The sequence below is a fragment of the Algivirga pacifica genome (assembly GCF_039543525.1).
Taxonomy (GTDB): domain Bacteria; phylum Bacteroidota; class Bacteroidia; order Cytophagales; family Flammeovirgaceae; genus Algivirga; species Algivirga pacifica.
The window spans coordinates 69,892-91,574 of record NZ_BAABJX010000059.1 but is presented as its reverse complement, the minus strand read 5'-3'; the positions used below and the strand labels follow the sequence as shown (position 1 = coordinate 91,574).

Below are 21,683 nucleotides of genomic sequence, written 5' to 3'. Positions count from 1 at the left end.
CGTATGCATTTGTTTGCAAAAATGAACCCTGGTTTTAGTCCCTAAAGAACGATTAAGGTTTGTTAAGCATAAACTGCAAATTATACAAATAATCAAAACATTTGGAATAATTACGGCCCTTTTTCATCAAAAAAACGCTAATCCAAGAGTTTATTGAATTCACATAAGAAGAAGTATAAGAATATCCCCAAAAACTTATGGAATCTCTGAAAACCTATGTAATATTAGGTGTGTACAATAACCATACAATATGCAGTTAAAAGAACTCTATCAGCTAGAAAAATCACAAAGAAATCAATTAATGCATGCCGAGGAAGCCTTGGAACGATTGATTTTCGATGAAGAAGAATTTCTTCTGTTGGAAGCGATTTACGAAAATGATGCCACAATGCCCGTAGTGATCGATGGTGTTTCATTTTCTGAAAGTGCTTTGAATACGATCAAAGCAGTTTATGATGCTATAGATTTTGAAGAGAAAATTCCTTGGCCTATGGATTGGGGCGACTCCCTGTCAGGGGTACAAATCGCTTTAGCCGAGGAGATCCTTTACAAGATGGATGATGTGGAGGAAGTTTGGGAGTATGAAGATGAAGACCGATGGGAGTACAGTCCTTACATTCAACAGCTGGGAGTGCTGTTTATGATGAGTGAGATCGATAAGAACTTTGGAGAAGAAGAGGAGGCAGAAGCAGGACAGTTGACCAAAGGAGAGTACGATTTTTTGGAAGCTATTTATAATAGTACGGTTTCGGAGGGGACTTTTGATGGCGTCACCTTCTCAGAAGAGGATATGGATTATATCAGGGTGGTATTGTCAGCGTCCTCTTTGATGCATGAAGTAAAGTTCTCCTTGCAGCAGGAAAAGTTCCTGAAAGACTTACTAAATAAGTGTCGCTGGCTGAACGAAGAAGAGGGAGCAGAAGAAGATACCTTTAATACATTTACGATACATGAACTTTTCGAGATGGATTTATCGGCAACTTCTGATACTGATAAGTTCTTTTCTCCAGCACAGATGGAGTTGCTAGCAGCTGTATTTGGTAATGGAAAAAAAGTGACCATTAATGAAGTAGACTATCCTTCTGAAGCCTTGGATCAATTGAGAGCTTTATGGACAGCAGAGTTGGACTGGGAGAAAGATGTAGTACCCCAAGGGTTGTCCGATAAACAATTGTTGCTGGCGGAAGAGATATGGGATATCTATAAGGGACAGTTTGAAGTGAACCTAATGGATGATGAGGACGAGAAGATGCCCTTGGATATAGAAGTGCTTTTCATGATGGATGAGTTGGAGCGGGAAGAAATGAAAGCACTAGGAGAATTGGATGGCGATTTACTTTTCGATCATGAACAGTTTGCCTTATTAAAGGCGTGTTTTTCGGTGGATAAAAAACCGTTGGAACTGACAGAGGGATTAAGGTCCTTGAAGTTTACGGTAGAGCAATTAGTCTACCTGGAAAAATTATTCAAGTTTGAGGGAGTAGAGGAGGAGTTAGAAGAATTACTTTCTGAGGAGCAACAACGACTGGTTGTACGTATTTTACAAACGGTAGAAGAACTTAAATAAGGGGGGAGGGATTAGGTGTTGGGGGTTAGGAATTGATTATTTCCTAATCCCCAACACCTAACCCCCAATCCCTAAATATTAACTATAACCCGAACAATCTATGTCTAGTATAATTTGGCTGACAGATAACTATCCACCCGAAAAAGGAGGGTTAGCGGTATCTTGCCAAAGAATAGTCCAAAACTTGAGAAAACAAGGTGTCCGTATACACGTGGTGCACTTTACTAATGAACATCCCCCCTTCGAGATTATAGAAGAAGAAGGAGGTACTTACATGGCTTGTGAGATTACAGAGGATGAGCCACATACCTTAAATTTAGGTTGGATAACCCTTAAGAATAGAATAGAAAAAGAATCTTTTTCCCATTTAGTGGCCTTTGGAGGGCGATTGCCAATGTTGGCAGGGCCCGTTTATGCTGATTGGTTAGATGTTCCTTTAATAACCATGGTAAGGGGATTGGAATTTGATCAGTCTGTTTTTTCTCCTAGTTTAAGAATGACCTTGCGACATGCTTTCCGTCGTTCCATTACGATTTGTGCCGTCAGTAAAGAAAAGGTGTATAAGATTGATAAGATGTATAAGGGGGTGACGGTAAACTATACCCCGAATGGGATCAATTTATCCGAATGGCAATTGACAGCGGAAGAAAAAGCCTTTGGAGAGCGTTTTAGAGAGAAGAATGAAGGCAAGCGAGTGATAGGAATCTTTGGAGAGCTTAGAGCCAGGAAAGGAATTCCTTTTTTCCTGAAAGCATTATCGGAAAGCCCTTATTGCAGGGAAGTGAAGCTATTACTGGTGGGAGATTTGCCTGAAGTGTATGAGCAACGTCTAGGGAAGTACCGTATGGATTATGAAACGCATGAATTCGTTCCCCAGGAATCACTGAAAGCTTATTATGCCGCTTGCGATGTGATTGCGATTCCTTCTTTTTATGATGGAATGCCAAATATTTTACTGGAGGCTGGAGCCCTTGGAATTCCGGTTATGGGGAGTAAGGTAGATGGAATAGAAGATATTGTAGAAGATGGGCGATCAGGATATTTGTTTTGTCCAGCTAGCTTGCAAGACTGTCAAAAAGCGATTCAAACCTTGATGGAAGACACTTCTGAAGGTGTTCAGGAAAAGGGAAGGGTACTTCAAGAGAAGATTGCTGCAGAATACAATGATGAAAAAGAGACGGAGTGTTACTTGAATATTTTTGGGTAAAATAATCATAAAAAAGGCTGCGTCTAAAACGCAGCCTTTTTTATGAAAATATTATCTAGATGGCGGCCTTCGCATCAAAGTTTGAGAAGAAGACCTGCTTTCGTGCTTCTAATTTAATTTCAGCCAACTGCTGAGAAAGCTTTGTGCGTAATTCCTCAGAACTTTGTACCAACGGTAGTCTTACATGAGGAGTTCCGATACCAATCGCTGATAAGGCTGCTTTTACTCCTACTGGATTACCTTCTTCGAATAGCGCCTCATTAAAGTCTAATAAGCGTCCCATTTCTGTAGTGGCCAATGGGAAGTTTCCATTCAGTGCATCGTTGATCACTTGACTATATTCATCAGGAAGAACATTTGCAATAACAGAAATAACACCTTTTGCACCTATAGAAATTAAAGGAATGGTTAACGTATCTTCCCCCGATAAAAGTAGAAAATCATTAGGTGTACTGTTTACAATACGCATCCCTTGTACCAAATCCCCTGAAGCATCTTTCACTCCAAAGATATTAGGATGTTGGGCTAGCGTAGCAATAGTTTCTGCATCCATGTTTACCCCTGTGCGGGAAGGAACATTGTACAGCAGTACTGGTACCGGAGAGGCATCAGCAACAGCGTGATAGTGAGCAATGATTCCTTGTTGCGTTGGTTTTACATAGTAAGGACAAACCGAAAGAATCGCATCTACACCGCTTAGGTCGGCTGTTTGGAGTTGATGAACGACTTCCGCCGTATTGTTTCCTCCTAGGCCAAACATAATAGGCTTCTTCGTAGGATTATGTTTTCTGGCAAAATCCAGAATAGCATATTTCTCCTCAGAATTTAAGGTAGCGCTCTCCGCTGTAGTTCCATTAATCACCCAATAATCCAGATTTTTGGTGTGATTCAAAAGTTTCTCCAATGCAGGGTAGTCAATGGTGAATTCTTCTGTGAATGGGGTCACAATGGCAGCGCCGGTTCCTATAAATGCGTTCATAGTTGTAGATGTTAATCGTATATTTTCTTTTATCGGATTGGATAATCATTATGATTATGGTACAAATATAAGAAGCCTTCTATTCAAGCATCAATTTTTTAAATAAAGAAAACAATCCTAAAACAAAGTGTTATATTTGAAACACACTATCATTTCAAATATATAATCCGATGATTACCATAGCAGAAGCCGTAGAAGAGATTGTTAGGACCTCCCCTTTTTTGGAAGAAGCCATCGTGGATGGCATCATTAATTATACAGGGTTGGCCAGGCATATTCAAAAAGATGTAGAACAGCGCCTCTATAAAGAAGTACAGACGGGAGCCATCGTGATGGCGATACAGCGTCTGAAGCCAAAGTTAACCAAGCTCAATATCGAAAACGAACTGATTGGTTACCTAAAAAACATGGGAGAGATCATTGTCCGCAGTGATTTGATCGATTTTACCTTCAAGAACTCTTCTTCCTTGATATTCAAACAACAGAAGTTACTGGAATTTATTGCTGGGGAGAAAGACGTTTTTCATGCTTCCTCCAAAGGGGTATATGAAACCAATATTGTTACCAGCCGCAGTATGGAAGGACAAGTGATGCAGATTTTTCAGGGAGAAGAACTGAAGAATAAGTTGACAGGCTTGGCATCCATTACCATTCGTCTACCCGATGACAATACGGATGTTCCAGGGGTATATTATTATATTCTAAAGAAAGTGGCATGGGAGGCTATTAACTTAGTGGAGATGGTTTCTACCACCAATGAGTTTACTTTGATTTTGCATAAAAAGGATGTCAACAAGACTTTTAATTTGTTGAATACTATGTCTAATGAGTAGGTGGTTTATCGGTTATTGCTTATCGCTTATCGTTTAAAAAAGATTGAAAAAATGTCCATAGGATATTATATGTCGTTTAGGGGTAAAATAACTTTCTTAACCGATAACCGATAACCGATAACCGATAACCGATAACCAGCATATCATTTCGTAGACCGAGACAGAGTCAACTGCTAAGTGTATAGAAAACATTTCGCCGTAGTTGGCTGTTTTTTCATAAACGAGCAATAAATCCACGATCTATGAAATACACCTCTCTATTTACAGTATTACTGGTATTGATGACTGCTTGCGGGTGGTCCCAAAACGATAAACAAAACACGAAAATGAATAAGTTAACTGACTTTGAAGAGTACGTGATTCTTAATAAAGGAACGGAACGTCCAAATACAGGCCTATATAATAATCACTTTGAAGGTGGGACCTATGTATGTCGAAAGTGTGAAGCACCTCTGTATAATTCAGAGGACAAGTTTGAATCCCATTGTGGTTGGCCTAGCTTTGATGACGAAATTAACGGAGCGGTAAAAAGAAAAACGGATGCAGATGGGCGTAGAACGGAAATTCTTTGTGCCAACTGTGATGCCCACTTGGGACATGTTTTTATAGGAGAACGATTGACCGCTAAGAATACCAGGCATTGTGTGAACTCAGTATCCATGAAGTTTGTACCTTCTCTTAATGGTAAAGAGCAAAAAGTAGTATTAGCGGGAGGTGACTTTAAAGGATTACAGTTCTTCTTGGCTCAGATACCGGGTATTGTGCGAACAAAAGCAGGTTTTGTGGGGACAGGTAGTGAAAAACCAACCTATGAAAGTGTACAGTCCGGAGAAGGAAACTACGTGATGGCCGTTGAGATTTTATATGCTCCTGAGAAAATCGCTTTTGATGACGTGATTCGTATTTTTATGGAAGTGCATGACCCGACAACTCCTAATCAACAAGGAACCGATATGGGATCTCAGTATCGTTCGGTGATTTACTATAATACAGAAGCACAAAAAGAAACGGCACAGGAAGTAATTCAGGAGTTAGAAGCAAAAGACGTTAAGGTAACGACGACCTTGGAAGAACTTCCTTCTTTTGTTGAAGCCGCTGAAAATTATCAGGATTATTATTTCAGAAGTGCAGAAGGTCCTAAGAACCATTCTTACACAAAACGCTTCTAATTTGTGTTCATATTGTTTAATTGAGCTTCGCTCGTTCATGATGTTTAGTTATACTCTGTTCAATCCATTGTGGTTAACAACTAAACAATATGAACGAGCGAAGCTCAATTAAACATCATGAACATAGAAAAGATACTCTCCCCTTCCCAAGCTAATCCTTTCTTCTTCATTGCTTATTTAAAAAAAACATACAATCTTATACGTTATATCGTTAATAAAACATTCAGCATTCTTCAGGGTAATCATGTAGAGTGCTATTTTCTATACTTAATACACTTATGATGAAGAAAACTTTGGTGACTTGTCTAGCACTGATGATTGCAACTTTTTCTATGGCTGCAGGGATAACATTTGAACACACTGCCTGGAAAGAGGTGTTGAAAAAAGCTAAGCAAGAGAACAAACTGATTTTTGTAGATGCTTATGCGACTTGGTGTGGACCATGTAAGTATATGTCTGCCAATACATTTACAGATGAGTCGGTAGGAGCGTTGTTCAATAATTACTTTATCAATTTCAAAATTGATATGGAGAGTGAGGCAGCGAAGGAGTTTGGCTATGAGGTAGCTGCTTATCCAACATTACTGTTTATAGATGGAGATGGTAAAGTGGTTCATAAGCAAGAAGGAGCCATGGGAGCGACAGATTTTCGCACTTTGGGGAAGAAGGTGTTGGAGGAAAATGGTGTTGAGCTACCTGATAATGGGATCGAGTTTGAGCATACGTCTTGGGAAGAGGTATTGAAGAAAGCCAAAAAAGAGAAAAAATTGATCTTTGTAGATGCTTATGCGACTTGGTGTGGACCGTGTAAATACATGTCAGCAGATGTGTTTACAGATGATCAAGTGGGTAACTATTATAATGAGACCTTTGTCAATTTTAAAATGGATATGGAGAGTGAAGCTGCGAAGGAATTTGATTATGAGGTCGCCGCTTATCCAACCTTATTATTTATCGATCATAAAGGAAAAGTCGTTCATAGGGTCGTAGGAGCTCAGTCTATTGAAGACTTTTTAGTTACAGGACAAAATGCTTCCAATCCGGACACTCAGGTATATAGTATGTATGATTCCTATATGAAAGCGCAATCCAAAGGGAAAACATATGATATGGAGCAGTTATCGACACTCTTGCTGGCTTTGAAGCAAGCAGGAGAGGATGATAAGGTAGTAGAAGTTGGAGCATCTTGTAAAGTTGCGTTGGACAAGATGGATAAGGAAGAATGGATTGCTTCTGAGGAAGTGTTTACGGTTATGCTATTAACAGGAGCCAATCCAGAAGAGAAGTATTATGATTATGTGTTGTCAAATAAGGAGCAGGTGATTAATAATCTAGGGGCTGATTGGTATAATACGTTTATCTCTATTCAATTAGAACCTTACCTACAAAAGGTGATTGAAGGAAAGGATAAAGAGGGTTTTGAGAAAGCAAAAAAAGCCATTATGTCTTTGGACGGAAAAGACCCTAACGAACTGCAGGCCGTTATAGCACAATTGGAAACCTTGTTTAATAGTGAGGAATAGTAAAAAGAGACGGTCATTTATAATGATCAATTGAAATTGTTTTCAACTGAATAAAAAAGAAGGGGTGAAGGAATAACGACCTTTGTAAAGGCGTTTTTCTTTCATCCTTTTTTTCGTCAATCTAACTTATTGAGTGTCCATCGTTTTTAATGGCCTTATGAGAGAGTCTCGTTTTCCGTTATCTCATTACTTCGACAACTTACAACATGTTGAAATAGTATATTGTTTGGCTAAAATAAAACTAGTGATTGAATCCTTCTAATATGTTAAGGAAAGGTTGTTTTCTATAAAATAGAGTGTTAAAATTACCATCTGAAATAACACTGGGGATCACTTCTTTAATAATTCTTTGTCAATGATGAAAAGATAGGATGTTATGAGGGAGATAGAGTTATAGAACATACTCCAGATTATTTTTTGCATTAAGCACCAATTCGATTAACAGGACTAACATGAAAATTTCTCGCTTGATACTATTAGCAGTAACGATACTGCTATCTTCCTATTTGGCTATTGCCAAAAGGGGACCAAACTACGACAGTCTGAAGGTGGCTGTGAAACAGTATACCAAAGAGGATACCAAAAAAGTTGACCTACTTTTAGCACTCACAAAAGATATTTATAGAGAAGATGTAAAAGAAGGAGTACAGTGGGCCAAGGAAAGTTATAAGATCGCTTCGGGATTGAGGTATAAGTTGGGTTTACAGCAATCCGCCTACTTTCTAAGTGCCTGCTATTATTATCAGGGGATGTATGGCTATTCTCTGGAATATGCCTTGGAAATGGCAAAGTATGCCACAGAGCGCAATGATACAGAAGCTATTAGTGACTCTAATAATGCTATAGGGTTGAACTATCTGGCAAGAGGGGAAAGAGATAAGGCTTTGGAGTATTTACATAAAGCCAAGGAGTATGCTCAGTACAAAGGAAGAACCTACACGAAGATTACAGGAAATATTGCGACGATCTATGTAGAAATGGGTAAGGATAGGGAAGCAAAAGCAGCTTTTGAGGAAGTGTTGGCTATTGTACGGGCGAAGAAGTCAGAAAATGATATCGCTATTAACGAACATAACCTTTCTTACATTTATTATAAAGAAGGTAATATACAAAAGGCTTTGGAACTGCTGTATCATTCCCGAAAGCTATATGAGAAAATCAATCGTACGATACCGGAAAGTTATTATTATGAGGCAGATTACTTATCTGCTATCGGAAAGGAAAGTGAGGTGCTGGAGCAGGCTTTATGGAATGGATTAAAAATAGCGAAAAAATTATCTGAAAAACCGGATGAGCTGGAAGGCTACCGAAGGTTATACGATTTCTACAAAGAGGAAGGAGAGCATCAGCAGGCTTTAAGAGCACATGAGAAATACTTGGCGCTTAAAGACTCGTTATTCGATGAGGAGAAAGAGCGCTACATTGGCAAGCTGCAAACGCAGTTTGAGATGGAAAAGAAAGAGCAGGAGAATAAAGCCAATGAGCAGTTGCTAAAAGAACAGGATAGAATTATTGCTTTCCAGAACCGTATCAGGGATATAGGCTTGGGAATCCTATTGGTCATTACAGGGCTATTGGTGTATTCCTATTGGATTAACGTGCAAAGAAGAAAGGGCAATAATTTATTGAGAGAACAAAAAAAGGACCTCTTGGTTCAAGGAAAAGAACTGTCTCAACAAGCCGAGGAAATGAAACGCCTGAATGGAGAGGTGATCGCACAAAGAGATTATGTCAGAAAGAACAATGCCCACCTTAAAGAGGTAAATGGAAAACTGACTGATAGTATACAGGCGGCTAGTGTAATCCAGAAAGGACTATTGCCATTTGATGGACGTATGGCCAAGTTAGGAAGTGATTTCTTTACGATCTATAATCCTAAGGATATAGTGTCTGGTGACCTGTATTGGTTGAGCCAAAAACATCGTATCGTGGCAGTGGTAGACTGTACGGGGCATAGTGTAACCGGAGCTTTTATGGCAACTTTGGCGTACTCTATGTTGAATCAGGTAGTAGATGTCATGGGAATTACAGAACCATCGGAAATTCTGAAAAATGTGGATGAGCAAGTGAAGCTGGCGGTAGATGCTACGGAAGGGGTGAACCATGATGCTTCCATGGATATGATGATCTGCACCTTAGAGGATGAAGGAAACGATATCACGAAAATACGTTTTGCAGGGGCAAAGCGTCCATTATACTATGTAAAGCAAGGATTTTTCCTAAGAGTAAAAGGGAGCCGTTTTTCAGTGGGAGACCATATCAAAAAAGGAGAGAAAGTATTTGAAACCCATAAGATATACCTTAAGAAAGGAGATGCCTTCTATATGGGGACAGACGGCTTCGTAGATACTGCCAATAGAGAGCGAAAACGTTTTGGTTCTATGCGTTATGAAGCATTGCTGGCAGACTTGAAAGAATACCCTATGGAAAAACAAAAGGAGATCCTTTGGCAAACGTTACAGGCCTATAGACAGGGGGAGCCTTACCGAGATGATATTACTGTAGTTGGTATAACTGTTTAAAAGTGATATTAGTACGTTGAACATGAGTTATCCCATATTAACATTCAAGGGGTGACTCATGTTTTTTTTGTTTAAAAAGTGCCTTTACATATTTAAAAATGGCCTTGAAGAATTGCCGTTAAAATTTTTAATCGTAAAAGCGTTAAGAAAATTCCATTGTCTGAGCGCAGCGAGTTTGGAATTTTTAGCTTTTGCTATTAAAAATTAGGCAAATTCTTCAAAGCCTTGATTTTTTTGCTTCGTTTTTTCATCAAGGAAAAAATGAAGAAGCTTATAAAGAGCTTGTGAGATAGCTGTAAAGTGATAAATTCTCAGCAAACTAATTCATATTGTTAATATGGGATGATGCATGTTTATTTTTTACCATTGTACCTAAGGAAGTTTTCTATGATAGTATTTCATGAAAATGACCTTCTCATTAAGATATTTTAGAGACTCTCTCATCTTATGTAGTAAATTTTAAGTAATTATAGTCTATTACTTAACCTTACTAACCCACCTTTACTAACATGAATAGAAATCTTGAGAGAGATTTGCATGCTCCTATGTCTCAGAAAGTACCTTCAGCAAACTATCGTACGATTAGAGGAGTAAGTATTTTACTGGTGATGCTTACTTTTCTAGTGAACTTGGGGGTGAATGATATATGGATGCCGAATGAGTCCTTTTATGCTGATGCGGTTCGGGAGATGTTGCGTACGAACAATTTTCTGGATATTTATTTCAATGGAGAATTACGCTTTAATAAACCTCCAGTGACTTATTGGGCAATGGCTTTGAGTGCCTGGTTACTGGGCCTGGATGAGTTTTCCTTACGCTTGCCGATAGCCCTAATGGCTTTAGGGACAATTTTGTATACCAAGCGAATTGCAGACTTAATGTATGGAAAGGAAGTAGGCTGGCTGAGTGCAGCGGCGATGGCCTTTAGTATACAGTTTTTTTTTACCACCCGTTATGCTTCTCCGGAAACGCCCCTAGCATTCTTTTTTACATTGACCCTATATCATTTTCTAAAGGCCTATCAGCAAGGAGGCTTTCTGAACTATGCTTGGTTTTATATTAGCCTAGGACTTACGGTATTGACTAAAGGGTTTCCATACTATGTGGTGATTGGAGGGATTGCAGGTTTGTTTGTTTTATTGGACCAGAAAGGGAAATGGCCTTTGATATGGAATAAAGTTCTGGGAATGTACCTATGGTGGGGAGTACCATTGGCGATTGGTATTGGCATGAGTTGGATTACTTATGCATGGCTTACTTTTGGAGAGCAGTTTACGGAAGTCTATCAACATGAAACGACTGATAGGGCGTTTGATTGGGGAGGGTATACGATCAGAGATGTCTTCTATTATATAGAAGTCAACCTATGGGCCATGCTGCCATATTCTTTGGTATCCTTTTTTGCTTTAATCGTTTTTGCTCGTCAAAGGCAAAAAGTATCCTTACTTTTAAGTTGGACCATCGTGATGTTTGTCGTTTTCACCATTGCGCAAGGGAAGTTACCAACCTATTGGATACAAGCGGCGCCAGCTTTATCAATCCTTTCCGCTTACTTCTTAGTACATTATCAACCCAAGACAAAAATACAGCAACGATTATGGTATATTAGTTTAGGTGTACCGGCTTTTCTAATGCTTGCGATTAATATGGCCATGGTATATCTGACAGATGTTTCACCAATATGGTGGGCACTGCACGCATGTCCATTAGTATTTTTGATACTCTATTATTATTTCCCTTCCTACATATCAAGGCAGGTATATCCTAAAAAAGTGGTATGGTCCTATTTCCCATTTTATATATTCTTGACGGGTATGTTAATGCTTAATACTAGTGTATTGGGTAAGTTTGAATCATTACGACCCTATGAAAAAATAGGAGCGGTGGTACAGCAAGAAGTACCTCCTTCTGTAGATACTCCCATTTATATGCAAGAAATTTTCTTACACAATATGAGCTATTATGCACATCGAAGGGGGGAAAGGTGTCGAGGCGATCGTGTGTTTGAGGTGTGGGATGAAAGAAACAAAAAAGGAGCACCTTTTTTAGCGTTGGTCAAGGAGAAAGACCTTGCTCGTTTTTCAGGAGTAAAAACCCTCTGGAAGGGGTATATCTATATTGGAAGCTCAGAGTCACGCTTCTTTTTGATGGCTCGGGATAATATTCGGGCTTGGAGGTTTGGGAATTACAAGCGCTATCAGGTATATCACTTGGTCTACAAACCAGGAGGTTAAGTTGAATCGTTGAATCGTTGAATTGAGCTTTGCTCGTTGATTCGAGTTGAACTGTTGATTGATATATTGATACTCATACAACAGTTCAACTCGAATCAACTCACCGAAGGTGAAATTCAACGATTCAACGATTCAACAACCTTTATAGATAGGTTTCTAACAAACCTTTCATCTCCCCTTGCAGTTTTTGTGCTTCTTGTCTAGCAACCTCTGCAAAGTTCTCTTCTTGAGAAGCGTAGATAATTCCTCTGGAAGAGTTTACCAATAGTCCACAGTGGTCATTCATACCATATTGGGCTACGCTAGCCAAGTCACCACCTTGAGCACCTACGCCCGGTACTAACAAGAAATGGTCAGGGATAATCTGACGAATTTCTCCAAGGCTCTCGGCACGAGTAGCTCCTACTACGTACATCAGTTGGTCACTGCTGCCCCATTCCTTACTTTGTGTCAGGACCTCTTCAAATACCTTACGACCATTACTTAGTTCCTGGATCTGAAAATCAAGCCCTCCTTTGTTGGAAGTAAGTGCTAGTAGGATGACCCATTTATTATCAAACTCTAAGAAAGGAGTGACAGAATCTGTTCCCATATAAGGAGCTACAGTAACAGAGTCAAAGTTCATTTGCTCGAAGAATGCTTGTGCATACATTTTGGAAGTATTGCCGATATCGCCTCTTTTTGCATCAGCAATCGTAAAGATATCTTTAGGGATATACTCTAGCGTTTTTTGTAGACTTTCCCATCCTTTAGCGCCCATGCACTCATAGAATGCAATATTTGGTTTGTAAGCCACGCAAAGATCTGCAGTGGCATCAATAATCGCTTTATTGAAGGCAAAGATAGGATCTTCCTCTTTTAGAAGGTGTGAAGGAATCTTGCTCAGGTCTGTATCCAACCCAACACAAAGGAAACTTTCTTTTTTCTTGATCTGCTCGAAGAGTTCTTTTCTGGTCATACTTATGTGGCTCTAGTGATTTTGGCACAAAGGTACGGGAAAATGCGTAATACTGGAATTGTTCATGCTGTTTAATTGAGCTTCGCTCGTTCATAATGTTTAGTTGATTCATTCAATTTCAACAGCAAGCTGTTGAGTTGAATCAAGTTGATTTGTTTATTGAACTCACTTAAACATTATCAACAACTCAACTAAACAACATGGACGAGCGAAGCTCAACTAAACAATATGAACAACTATAGTAGTTCTTCAGAGGGATCCCACAACAACTTTTTAAATTCTTTGACCTGATCATTCTCCACACGGATTCCTTCTGCCTCCAATAAACGTTGCATTTCGTTGGGATCGGAGAAATGACCCTTTCCGGTAAGTAATCCTTGTCTGTTGACTACTCGGTGGGCAGGTATACTGGGATCAGTGTGCGCATTATTCATGGCCCATCCTACCATTCGAGCACCTCTGGGGCTACCCAGATAGGCTGCGATAACACCATAGGAAGTGACTCTTCCACTGGGAATCAATTTAACTACTTCGTATACGTCTTGGAAAAAACTTTCTTTGTTGGACATGGGAGGATATTTAATGAGTGTGGCACAGGGCATCTTAGCACAGGGCACCGCCCTGTGTCGTTAAATATTGATTTCAGAGTCTATTGAGAGGTGTTATCGTATGGTACGAAGTGGTACCAATACCGAGCATCGAAACTGCCATACATTATCCAAATTTTTAGGATTGCCTAATTCAGACATCACATCCAGGTAGTCACTGATAGGATTCATCAAGGTGCTTTCCAGGGCGATACCAAAAGCATTTTTGAAGTGGTAGCTGGCACCTATTCCTGTTGGGAAGGAAATGAAAAAGGGGGAGTAATTGAGTTCATTATAAGTAATAATGTTACTCGTTTCTATTGATTGAATCTGATTTTCTACAGGGGTATTGATGACAATTCCTGTGTCAGGGTCCTTAATCGGAGTATACGATTGCATTGTATTTAAGGCAATGCCTTGTTGCAAATAAAGTCTGAAGGACGTCTTTTTGATGAGGTTGACGAAGAGTTTACTTTCAACACTGAAAATTCGAGTATCCACCTGTGTCAATGGGGTATAGTTTGGATCAGGTGTCTCGTAACTGTAAGATTGAGCCATCACCTTTCCATAGGTAACTCCAGTATAAAAGTGCAGTCGTTTTTCTTTTGGTGTGATACGTATCCCTCCGCTGATATGATAACCCCATTGCCCAAAGCTTGGATTGAGGTCTCCTCTATAGCTTTGTGGTCCTGTGCCTAGTTCTAGGCTCAGAGTAGAGTATTGGGCTGAACTCCATAGAGGTGCTGTAAGAAGAATGGTCAATAAAAGGGTGCTCAGACGTTTCATAGTATCCAAAAAAGTCTCTCAATATCAATCCTAAAAATCATTTTCAGTGTTGGCTTCAGCAATCATGCCATGCGTATGCAAAGATCTTATTTTTTTATGAGAGGTGATAATTTATCCTCGTTTTTGTAGCCATGCGACAAAGCGATGAATTTCTTCATGACTCATTAATTTTTCTAAGGTATTATACTCTCTACCCAGTACTTTTTCAGAGAAGGTTTGATGGATATGCTTATGGCAGGGCTTGCATACCCATATCCCTCTATGGGTCATATCTTCCTTGGTAAAGTTCTTTTTGAACCATTTGTTGCGGTGATTGCTTCGTGGAATAAGGTGATGGAAGGTCAAGGGGAACTTCCGTTTACACATTTCGCACACCGCAGGCTTTTCCGGTTTTCTCATATATAATTTTCAATGATCAATAGACTTTATCATGGTTAAATTTAGTATAAGCAGAAAACTCTGAGCTCTTAAAATAGGTCAATGGTACGCTATGGCTTTTTTAATTTTCAATGATCAGTGATTAATTTTCAATAAAAAATACACGCTAGAACTAGTTCAGCAGCCTTTTTGAGTGATTCATTTTAATTAAAAATTGATCATTGAAAATTACCCCGCTACCTTTTTCTCTTCCAGGCAGGCACAGATGAGTGCACTGACTTCTTCTGCCAGAATAGAGATCATGATATGGTTTCCTCCCTTAACGACGATAGGGTCTTTGATATTGCCAATAGGGAACATCAGGTCCTTGTCTCCATGAATGTGGATAAGGTTTTCTACCGGATCGGTATGTTCCCAGGTTAAGACCATTTGTGCACCCCATCGGAAGGTTTTGTCCGGGAACTTATTCCACATATCAATATAGACTTCCCGTTGTTCAATAGGCACAAAGCCGAAGAGAGGAATCAATGGGAGCATCACCGGTTTGATAAAAGAGGTAGGAGTTAGTCGATACAAAGGAAGTGACTCCAATAAGCGCAGATGGATAGGACGTTCTTTGGACGACTTGATGCTGTTAACGATGATGATTTTTTCAGTATTCATCAACTTGCTCAGTTCAATAGCGACAATTCCACCCAGTGAAAACCCTAATAGAATAGGGGGAGTACTGAGGTCTTCTTCGTCGATATGTTCAAGTAATCGGCGACAGTAGTTTTGTATACGCTCATTCTTCTTGAGCGGCTCAATAAAATCTAAATACTTGATACGATATCCCGGTAGGTTCAGCCAAGAAAAAACGCGATGATCATTACTGAGTCCCGGAATGCAATAAATTGTTTTTTGCATGTGCTAGTAAATATGGTTAGTTCAGTAAAATACTAAAAAAATAATTTTTAATCACTTACATTTGCACTTTTTCGATGAAAAATAAGCTTACAGGTATATGGGTAAGGTGTTTAAATTCAAGGAGTTTGGTATTTCTCAGGATCGCTGTGCGATGAAAATAGGAACAGATGGTATTGTACTAGGGGCTTGGGTGCTTTGTGGTCTGGAGCGCCGTATCTTGGACGTGGGTACGGGGACAGGGTTACTGTCTCTTATGATTGCACAGCGTAATCCAAAGGCGTACTTATCTGCATTGGAAATTGACACGCAAGCAGCAGAGCAGGCAATGGAGAATATTGCTCAATCTCCTTTTTCGGACCGTATTGAGGTGATTCCGCAAGCATTACAGCAGTTTGAGCCGATATACTTGTTTGACCTGATTGTGAGTAATCCTCCTTTTTTTAGCAACAGCTTGAAGGGTCCACAAGAAGAACGGAACCTTGCCCGACATACGGATACCTTACCTTTTGAGGACCTATTGGCATTTGCGGAACGTTTTCTAACAGCAGAAGGAAGACTTTGTGTTATTTTACCTGTTTCAGAGATGCCGAGATTGGAAGAGGATATGAAGCAATATTCTTTTTACTTCCAACGTATCTGTTGGATAAAGCATACCGAGCAACATACGGTTAGAAGAGTGATCCTTGACCTGGGAAGAAAACAGAGAGTCCCTGAAGAGGAAGTACTTTGTTTGAGGGAAGAGGATGGTGTCAGTTATTCAGCGGCTTACAAGGCATTGACAAAGGATTTTCATCCTTTTTTCTGAGATATCTTTATCGGGAAAGAGATTAAAATATTATTTGTTGTAAGTTAGCTTTTTAAAAAATTTTCAGAAATTATTGGACCTAAACCAGATAAACTAAAAATAAGCAACACATGACAAAGTATGGTTTGATCGGCTATCCGTTAAAGCATTCTTTTTCCAAAAAATACTTTTCGGAAAAATTTGAGAAAGAGCAAATTCAGGAGCATGCGTACGAACTCTACGAACTAAAATCCATTGAAGAGTTCCCAACGTTAATGCAAGATAGAACAGTACTCAGGGGAGTAAACGTGACCATTCCCTATAAACAGCAAGTGATTCCTTATCTGGATCGTCTTGATCCGGAAACAGCAGAGAAAATAGGGGCAGTGAATGTGGTGAAAGTAGAAAAGGATGGAACCCTTACAGGGTATAATTCTGATTATTTAGGGTTTCGAAATTCTCTGGAATCGTTCTTGCCAACGGCTTATAAGGGAATCAAAGCATTGGTGTTAGGAACTGGAGGGGCCAGTAAAGCTGTTGAAGTGGTATTGCAAGATATGGAAATACCTTATGCATTGGTTTCAAGAAACAAGGGAGCAGGGGTTAGCTATACCTATGAGACGCTTTCTCAGGAGGTGATAGAAAGTCATTTATTAATTATTAACACAACCCCTTTGGGAACCTATCCGAATGTGGAAGGGAAACCTAATATTCCATATGAGTTTATTACCAATAAACATTACTGTAAAGATCTGGTATACAATCCAGAACAGACCAGTTTTATGCGAGAGAGTGAGCGGCGTGGAGCTAGGGTAAAAAATGGGATGGATATGTTGTACGGACAAGCAGAGGCTTCCTGGAAAATATGGAAGAAATAAGTTTCTGTTTCACTCTTATTATTAAAACAATATATTTGCATGAAAATGGGTTTCATCCAGGAGAAAGTCTCCGGTAAAGGGGTGAGGCTGACATTTAAAAACAGTAAAATACTGATTCGTGTCGTTGACATATTGCCTATATGATAATATTCTTCTGTTAAAGCTCTATGGGGATTTACTAGGGCTTAAAGACGAAAGAGCGTTTTATCTTCTTTCTGAAAGGCATATCCGTATGCAAAGGAATCATTGTATCATAGATACAAGTAGCCTGGGGCACGTAAACAGTAAGGGACTGAGTATATTTGTTAGAATATTCACACTAATGGAGCAGCAGCAGTTACGGATGGTGTTGATCGCTCCTCCTGCCCAGTTACAACGATTATTAAAAGTCACTAAATTAGATAAAGTTTTTACGATTGTCCGGACGAGGTCCGAGGCATTACGTCTTGTTGTGCATGCTCACCCTGAATTGGTGGAGGAATGCGCAACATTTTAGTTTAAGCATTTACATACATATTTATCAGCATAGATTTCGTTATGGACATATTATTAGGTATGCAGTGGGGGGACGAAGGTAAAGGTAAAGTGGTAGATTACCTGGCCCCAAAGTACGATATAGTAGCCCGTTTTCAAGGAGGACCCAATGCCGGGCATACATTGGAATTTGATGGAAAGAAGTTTGTCTTGCATCAGATCCCTTCAGGAGTATTTCAGGAAGGTACAGACAATGTGGTTGGTAATGGTGTCGTATTGGACATCCGTATTCTTTGGGAAGAGATCAGCAAGTTGCAAGCAGCAGGCTTTGACGTGACCAAGAACATGATGATCTCAAAGAAAGCACACTTGATTCTTCCTTCTCACCGTTTGTTGGATGCTGCTTATGAGCAAAGCAAAGGAGCAAATAAGATTGGTTCTACATTGAAGGGTATCGGCCCTACATATCAGGACAAATCAGCACGTGTTGGTATAAGAACAGGTGATCTCTTTGCTGAGAACTTTATGGAGAAGTATAACGCCTTGGTAGATCGTCACAAGTCTATCTTGGAGTACTATCAGTTTGATTATGCTGCTCTGGAAGAAATGGAGAAAGAGTTCTTCGAGGCAGTAGAGAAAATGAAGACACTGAAGTTCGTGAATAGCGAGTATTATGTGAACAATGGTATCAAAGACGGAAAGAAAGTATTGGCTGAGGGTGCTCAGGGTGCTTTGCTGGACGTTGACTTCGGTTCTTATCCGTTTGTGACAAGTTCTAATACATTCGCTGCAGGTGCTTCTGTAGGTTTGGGTGTACCTCCAAATGGACAAAAGAATGTATTCGGAATCTTCAAGGCATATTGTACGCGTGTAGGTTCAGGACCATTCCCTACGGAGTTGTTTGATGCTACAGGAGAAAAGATCCAGCAAATTGGTCATGAGTTTGGCGCGACCACTGGTAGAGAGCGTCGTTGTGGTTGGTTGGACCTTCCTGCATTGAAATATGCGGTAATGATCAACGGAGCAACAGAGTTGTTCATGATGAAAGCTGACGTTTTGAACTCCTTCGAAGAAATCAAGATATGTACGGCTTATAAGTTGAAAGATGGTTCTACTACAGAAGAAGTACCTTACGACTTGGAAGATGTGGATAGCCCTGTTTACGAAACGTTGAAAGGCTGGAATACGGAAGTAGACCACACGAAGAACTTTAATGACCTTCCAAAAGAATTGCTAGATTATGTAGCGTTCATTGAGTCATATATTGGAGTTCCTGTGACAATGGTTTCTTTGGGACCAGACAGAACAGAGACAGTAATGAAATAAGTGTAAGAACTTATTGTGATAAAATAAAAACGCCATCGATTCGTATTGAATCGATGGCGTTTTTTATATCCCATGGCGATGCCATGGGCTAGCCCACGGCATCGCCGTGGGTTAACTAATGTTCAGAAGAGACTTTTTTAAGGATCAATCGCTCCTCAGTAGGAGCTTTTCGCTCAATAGTAACTCTTTCCTTTTTAGGCATGTATTCCATATCATGAATTCTGCTAAGGTGTACTCCTAAGAGCAATAGACTAATTCCAACAAAAAGGACTCCAATGATTTGCTCAAATGTCCCCAACAAGGTAAGGGATAGTGTCATGGAACCCGTCATCATAATAATACCATAGATCGTAAGAACAGCATTTTTAGGAGAGAGTCCTAATTTCACCAAAAGGTGGGATGAATGGTCTTTTCCTCCAATATAAATAGGTCTTCCGGAGCGGGTTCTATTGATAGAAACAAAAGCCACATCAAAAATTGGATAAGCGATTAGCCCAAAAGGAATAAGTGTGTTAAAGGATAGTTCTTTCCCAGTCCAACAGCCTAAAACGGCTAAGCTACCGATTAGATATCCCAATAACATGCTCCCCGAATCCCCCATAAAGATACGGGCTTTAGGAAAGTTCAGAGGCAAGAATCCAAAAGTTACTGCTGCTATGATTGCGGAGAGTAATCCTAAAACAGGAGTGTCAAACCAAAAGAATGATAAGAGGCTGAATAATGCAGCGGATAAACAGGCTGCACCTGCTGACAATCCATTCATATTGTCAATCATATTGAAAGCGTTCATTAGCCCTATAGACCATATAGCTACAAAAATATAATTGAATGGAGCAGGAAGTAATGTGGTGTCTCCTGCAATCCAAGTGATAATGGCAGAGGCAATGATCTGAAAAAACAATTTGATCTTTGGTTCCATGGCCTTCGACTTATCATCAAACATACCGGTGAGGAAGATAATGTCAGCCCCAATACTTAAAAAAGAAAACTTACTTTCTTCTAAGGAATAGCCATAAAGTAATATCAAACTCCCCATAGCAGCTACAACAGTAATGACACTACTGATCAATGATGCTTTTCGGTGGTTCTTGAAAATTAAAATAACACTTAGAAGTATCCCTATAATATTACCTATACTCCACCAAAGTGGAGTAAGTCCAGCCAAGGTCATCGTAACTAGGAAGGCTAGCATGATCGCAATACCTCCCATTAGGGCAGTAGTTTTCTTATGAAAACGATCTACCCTTGGCTTATCGACAATATTGTAGCGTATCGCTTGGGTAATGACTACTTTGGTCAGTAAAAAGGAAATTGTAATTCCGGATATTATGCTAATGAACAGCGTTAGCAAGGTAATATTCATGATACAAGGTTTTGATATAGACCACTAAGATCATTACTTAGACGGTCAAAGCTGTATTTTTGATAAATTTGGTTTTGGTGTGCATCAATAAATGCATTCCGGTAGATGTGATCTTTCAGGATCTTAGCGCAAGCTTTGACTAGAGCATCCTTGTCATTGGCTGGGCAAAGCATTTCATGAAAATCTTTCTGAAAGAGGTCAGGAACACCTCCAACAGCGCTCGCTACTACAGGAACACCAGCTGTCATCGCTTCTATAATAGAAACGGGAGACCCTTCATTGTGAGAAGTAAGCATCACTAAATCCAGATCGGCATAGACAAGGTGTAATTCCTTTAAGAACCCGGTAAAAGTCACTGAAGAAGTGATATTTAACGCTTCGGCTTTCTCTTTGAGTAATGACATTTCCTCTCCATCTCCTACCATAACGAAGTGTATATCATTAAAATTTTTCAAAAGCTCAGCGGCCGTCTCCAAAAATAATGTAAGGTTTTTTATCGCTGTAAAACGAGCGACGACACCAATCAGTTTTTTCTCAGAAGGAATCTCAAAATGACCTTTTAAAATACCGTTATCCCTAGGCTGTATGTAGAACCTTTTCAGGTCCAATCCTAAGGGAACAATTTGATGTTGTATTTCTTTTCCCACCCCCAAGGACAAGATTTCTTGCTTTTGAAGGGGAGTAATTGTAATAATCGTATCTGTATACCTACCCAAGAACCTTTCCAAAAACAGGAATAGGTTGGTTTTCAATGGGGAGAAGTAACTGTGAAAGACGTGTCCATGAAAAGTATGTACTACACGGATGCGTTTTGCCTCATTTTTAAAGAGATTATACAGTAGGGCGGCGCTCCTTCCAATAAAGCCGGCCTTAGCAGTATGGGTATGGATGATATCCGGCTGATAAGTACGGATGATCTTCCACATCTTCAAAAGGGCCTTTATATCTTTGATAGGGGAAAGTTCTCTCTGTAAGTCTTGACATTCTTCATATACCACATTACGCTCCTTGGCAAGGTAAGACATGTCGCCTTCCCCTTCCGAAAGCTGACCTGCGATTAGTTTGCTTTCAAATTTATCGTTATTGAGTCGGTCGGTTAAGAGTACGGTGTGTATAGCTGGTCCACCGACATTTAATCGAGCGATGATTCTTAAAATGCGAATCTTTTTCGTTTGCCTATTTTCCATAAGGGAAAACCATGTTTATGCA

The 21,683-nt window shown here is 39.7% G+C and carries 19 protein-coding genes; 11 read left to right on the top strand and 8 right to left on the bottom strand.

Annotated features, from left to right (window positions below):
- Nucleotides 1-250: 250 nt before the first annotated feature.
- Together ABD985_RS18930 and ABD985_RS18925 are read left to right on the top strand one after the other, a co-directional pair.
- Nucleotides 251-1,567 carry a hypothetical protein gene (locus ABD985_RS18930; protein WP_345374519.1) on the top strand — a complete coding sequence of 439 codons (1,317 nt, stop codon included), beginning with the start codon at nucleotides 251-253 and terminating at the stop codon, nucleotides 1,565-1,567.
- A 100-nt stretch (nucleotides 1,568-1,667) separates the two neighbouring features.
- Complete coding sequence (locus tag ABD985_RS18925) at nucleotides 1,668-2,774, top strand: glycosyltransferase family 4 protein (RefSeq protein ID WP_345374517.1); 1,107 nt, start codon at nucleotides 1,668-1,670, stop codon at nucleotides 2,772-2,774.
- A gap of 55 nt (nucleotides 2,775-2,829) precedes the next feature.
- Here the strand turns inward: ABD985_RS18925 and dapA are convergent, their stop codons facing one another.
- Nucleotides 2,830-3,753, bottom strand: a complete 924-nt coding sequence (gene dapA / locus ABD985_RS18920; RefSeq protein WP_345374515.1) for a 4-hydroxy-tetrahydrodipicolinate synthase — start codon at nucleotides 3,751-3,753, stop codon at nucleotides 2,830-2,832.
- Between the two features lie 170 nt (nucleotides 3,754-3,923).
- Here dapA and ABD985_RS18915 point away from each other — a divergent pair, with 170 nt between their 5' ends.
- From ABD985_RS18915 to ABD985_RS18895, 5 genes are all read left to right on the top strand, one after another.
- Entirely contained in the window at nucleotides 3,924-4,586 is a 663-nt protein-coding gene (locus tag ABD985_RS18915) for a hypothetical protein (protein WP_345374513.1), read from the top strand.
- 242 nt (nucleotides 4,587-4,828) lie between these two features.
- Nucleotides 4,829-5,755, top strand: coding sequence for a bifunctional methionine sulfoxide reductase B/A protein (locus ABD985_RS18910; protein WP_345374511.1), 927 nt, complete (start codon nucleotides 4,829-4,831; stop codon nucleotides 5,753-5,755).
- A gap of 278 nt (nucleotides 5,756-6,033) precedes the next feature.
- Entirely contained in the window at nucleotides 6,034-7,278 is a 1,245-nt protein-coding gene (locus ABD985_RS18905) for a thioredoxin family protein (RefSeq protein ID WP_345374509.1), read from the top strand.
- Between the two features lie 452 nt (nucleotides 7,279-7,730).
- Nucleotides 7,731-9,800 carry a SpoIIE family protein phosphatase gene (locus tag ABD985_RS18900; RefSeq protein ID WP_345374507.1) on the top strand — a complete coding sequence of 690 codons (2,070 nt, stop codon included), beginning with the start codon at nucleotides 7,731-7,733 and terminating at the stop codon, nucleotides 9,798-9,800.
- Between the two features lie 509 nt (nucleotides 9,801-10,309).
- A complete protein-coding gene (locus ABD985_RS18895) occupies nucleotides 10,310-12,034 on the top strand; it encodes an ArnT family glycosyltransferase (RefSeq protein WP_345374505.1) in 1,725 nt (574 codons plus the stop codon).
- A 142-nt stretch (nucleotides 12,035-12,176) separates the two neighbouring features.
- Here ABD985_RS18895 and pyrF read toward each other — a convergent pair whose 3' ends face one another.
- The 5 genes from pyrF to ABD985_RS18870 all read right to left on the bottom strand — a co-directional run bounded on the left by pyrF (nucleotide 12,177) and on the right by ABD985_RS18870 (nucleotide 15,649).
- A complete protein-coding gene (gene pyrF, locus ABD985_RS18890; protein WP_345374503.1) occupies nucleotides 12,177-12,992 on the bottom strand; it encodes an orotidine-5'-phosphate decarboxylase in 816 nt (271 codons plus the stop codon).
- A gap of 236 nt (nucleotides 12,993-13,228) precedes the next feature.
- Nucleotides 13,229-13,561 carry an MGMT family protein gene (locus ABD985_RS18885; protein WP_345374501.1) on the bottom strand — a complete coding sequence of 111 codons (333 nt, stop codon included), beginning with the start codon at nucleotides 13,559-13,561 and terminating at the stop codon, nucleotides 13,229-13,231.
- Between the two features lie 93 nt (nucleotides 13,562-13,654).
- On the bottom strand, nucleotides 13,655-14,365 hold the full coding sequence (locus ABD985_RS18880; RefSeq protein ID WP_345374499.1) for a hypothetical protein: 711 nt from the start codon (nucleotides 14,363-14,365) through the stop codon (nucleotides 13,655-13,657).
- A gap of 111 nt (nucleotides 14,366-14,476) precedes the next feature.
- Nucleotides 14,477-14,764 (bottom strand): hypothetical protein, encoded by a 288-nt coding sequence (locus ABD985_RS18875; protein ID WP_345374497.1) that lies wholly within the window; start codon nucleotides 14,762-14,764, stop codon nucleotides 14,477-14,479.
- A gap of 207 nt (nucleotides 14,765-14,971) precedes the next feature.
- On the bottom strand, nucleotides 14,972-15,649 hold the full coding sequence (locus tag ABD985_RS18870; RefSeq protein ID WP_345374496.1) for an alpha/beta hydrolase: 678 nt from the start codon (nucleotides 15,647-15,649) through the stop codon (nucleotides 14,972-14,974).
- Between the two features lie 97 nt (nucleotides 15,650-15,746).
- Between ABD985_RS18870 and ABD985_RS18865 the strand changes: the two genes are divergently transcribed.
- From ABD985_RS18865 to ABD985_RS18850, 4 genes are all read left to right on the top strand, one after another.
- Nucleotides 15,747-16,454 carry a tRNA1(Val) (adenine(37)-N6)-methyltransferase gene (locus ABD985_RS18865; protein ID WP_345374494.1) on the top strand — a complete coding sequence of 236 codons (708 nt, stop codon included), beginning with the start codon at nucleotides 15,747-15,749 and terminating at the stop codon, nucleotides 16,452-16,454.
- 110 nt (nucleotides 16,455-16,564) lie between these two features.
- Entirely contained in the window at nucleotides 16,565-17,311 is a 747-nt protein-coding gene (locus tag ABD985_RS18860; RefSeq protein ID WP_345374492.1) for a shikimate dehydrogenase family protein, read from the top strand.
- 118 nt (nucleotides 17,312-17,429) lie between these two features.
- A complete protein-coding gene (locus tag ABD985_RS18855; protein WP_345374490.1) occupies nucleotides 17,430-17,807 on the top strand; it encodes an STAS domain-containing protein in 378 nt (125 codons plus the stop codon).
- A 41-nt stretch (nucleotides 17,808-17,848) separates the two neighbouring features.
- A complete protein-coding gene (locus ABD985_RS18850; RefSeq protein ID WP_345374488.1) occupies nucleotides 17,849-19,111 on the top strand; it encodes an adenylosuccinate synthase in 1,263 nt (420 codons plus the stop codon).
- Nucleotides 19,112-19,226: 115 nt separating this feature from the next.
- On the opposite strand, the gene ABD985_RS18845 is transcribed toward ABD985_RS18850, so the two are convergent.
- Together ABD985_RS18845 and ABD985_RS18840 are read right to left on the bottom strand one after the other, a co-directional pair.
- On the bottom strand, nucleotides 19,227-20,474 hold the full coding sequence (locus tag ABD985_RS18845) for a glycosyltransferase family 4 protein (protein WP_345374486.1): 1,248 nt from the start codon (nucleotides 20,472-20,474) through the stop codon (nucleotides 19,227-19,229).
- Entirely contained in the window at nucleotides 20,471-21,661 is a 1,191-nt protein-coding gene (locus ABD985_RS18840) for a glycosyltransferase (RefSeq protein WP_345374484.1), read from the bottom strand. Before ABD985_RS18840 ends, ABD985_RS18845 begins: the two co-directional genes overlap by 4 nt.
- Nucleotides 21,662-21,683 lie beyond the last annotated feature (22 nt).